This is a genomic window from Nonomuraea recticatena (assembly GCF_039533245.1).
GTDB classification, from domain to species: Bacteria; Actinomycetota; Actinomycetes; order Streptosporangiales; family Streptosporangiaceae; genus Nonomuraea; species Nonomuraea roseola.
The window spans coordinates 1-566 of record NZ_BAAATE010000179.1 but is presented as its reverse complement, the minus strand read 5'-3'; the positions used below and the strand labels follow the sequence as shown (position 1 = coordinate 566).

The window sequence follows — 566 nt, the reverse complement described above, 5'->3', positions numbered from 1 at the left end:
AACGCGAACGTGCTGCACCGGGAGACGCTGCTGGACGCCATGGAGCACCCGGAGAACTACCCGCAGCTGACCATCCGGGTCTCGGGGTACGCGGTGAACTTCGTGCGGTTGACCAGGGAGCAGCAGCAGGACGTGGTCAACCGGACCTTCCACGGCGGGCTGTGACCCGGTCATGACAACCACCCTGCCGATGCCGACAGCCACACCCACAGCCACACCTACGCCGATAGCGGGGGCGACTCCGATGACGAGCACACTGGTCGGCCCGACCACGACGGGTTCGGTGCACCCGATGATGACAGGCGCGATGCAGCCGAGGGGCGGGCAGCCCAAGCCGATCAGCGGCACGGTCCACTCCTGGGACCTGGCCACGGCGGTCGACGGGCCGGGGACCCGGTTCGTGGTGTTCACCAGCGGGTGCCCGCTGCGGTGCCTGTACTGCCAGAACCCCGAGACGTGGAAGATGCGCGACGGGACGGTGGTGACGGCCGAGGAGATCATGGCCGAGGCCGAGCCGTACCGGCGGTTCATCCAGGTCGCCGGTGGCGGGTTCACGGTCAGCGGTG

The 566-nt window shown here is 68.9% G+C and carries 2 protein-coding genes; both read left to right on the top strand.

Features of this window, described 5'->3' with window-relative positions; translation table 11 throughout:
- Nucleotides 1–9: 9 nt before the first annotated feature.
- Nucleotides 10–165 carry a glycine radical domain-containing protein gene (locus ABFX50_RS51035; RefSeq protein WP_346158558.1) on the top strand — a complete coding sequence of 52 codons (156 nt, stop codon included), beginning with the start codon at nt 10–12 and terminating at the stop codon, nt 163–165.
- A gap of 79 nt (nt 166–244) precedes the next feature.
- Nucleotides 245–566, top strand: a 322-nt coding sequence (locus ABFX50_RS51030; protein WP_346158557.1) for a 4Fe-4S cluster-binding domain-containing protein, incomplete at its 3' end; no start/stop codon positions are given.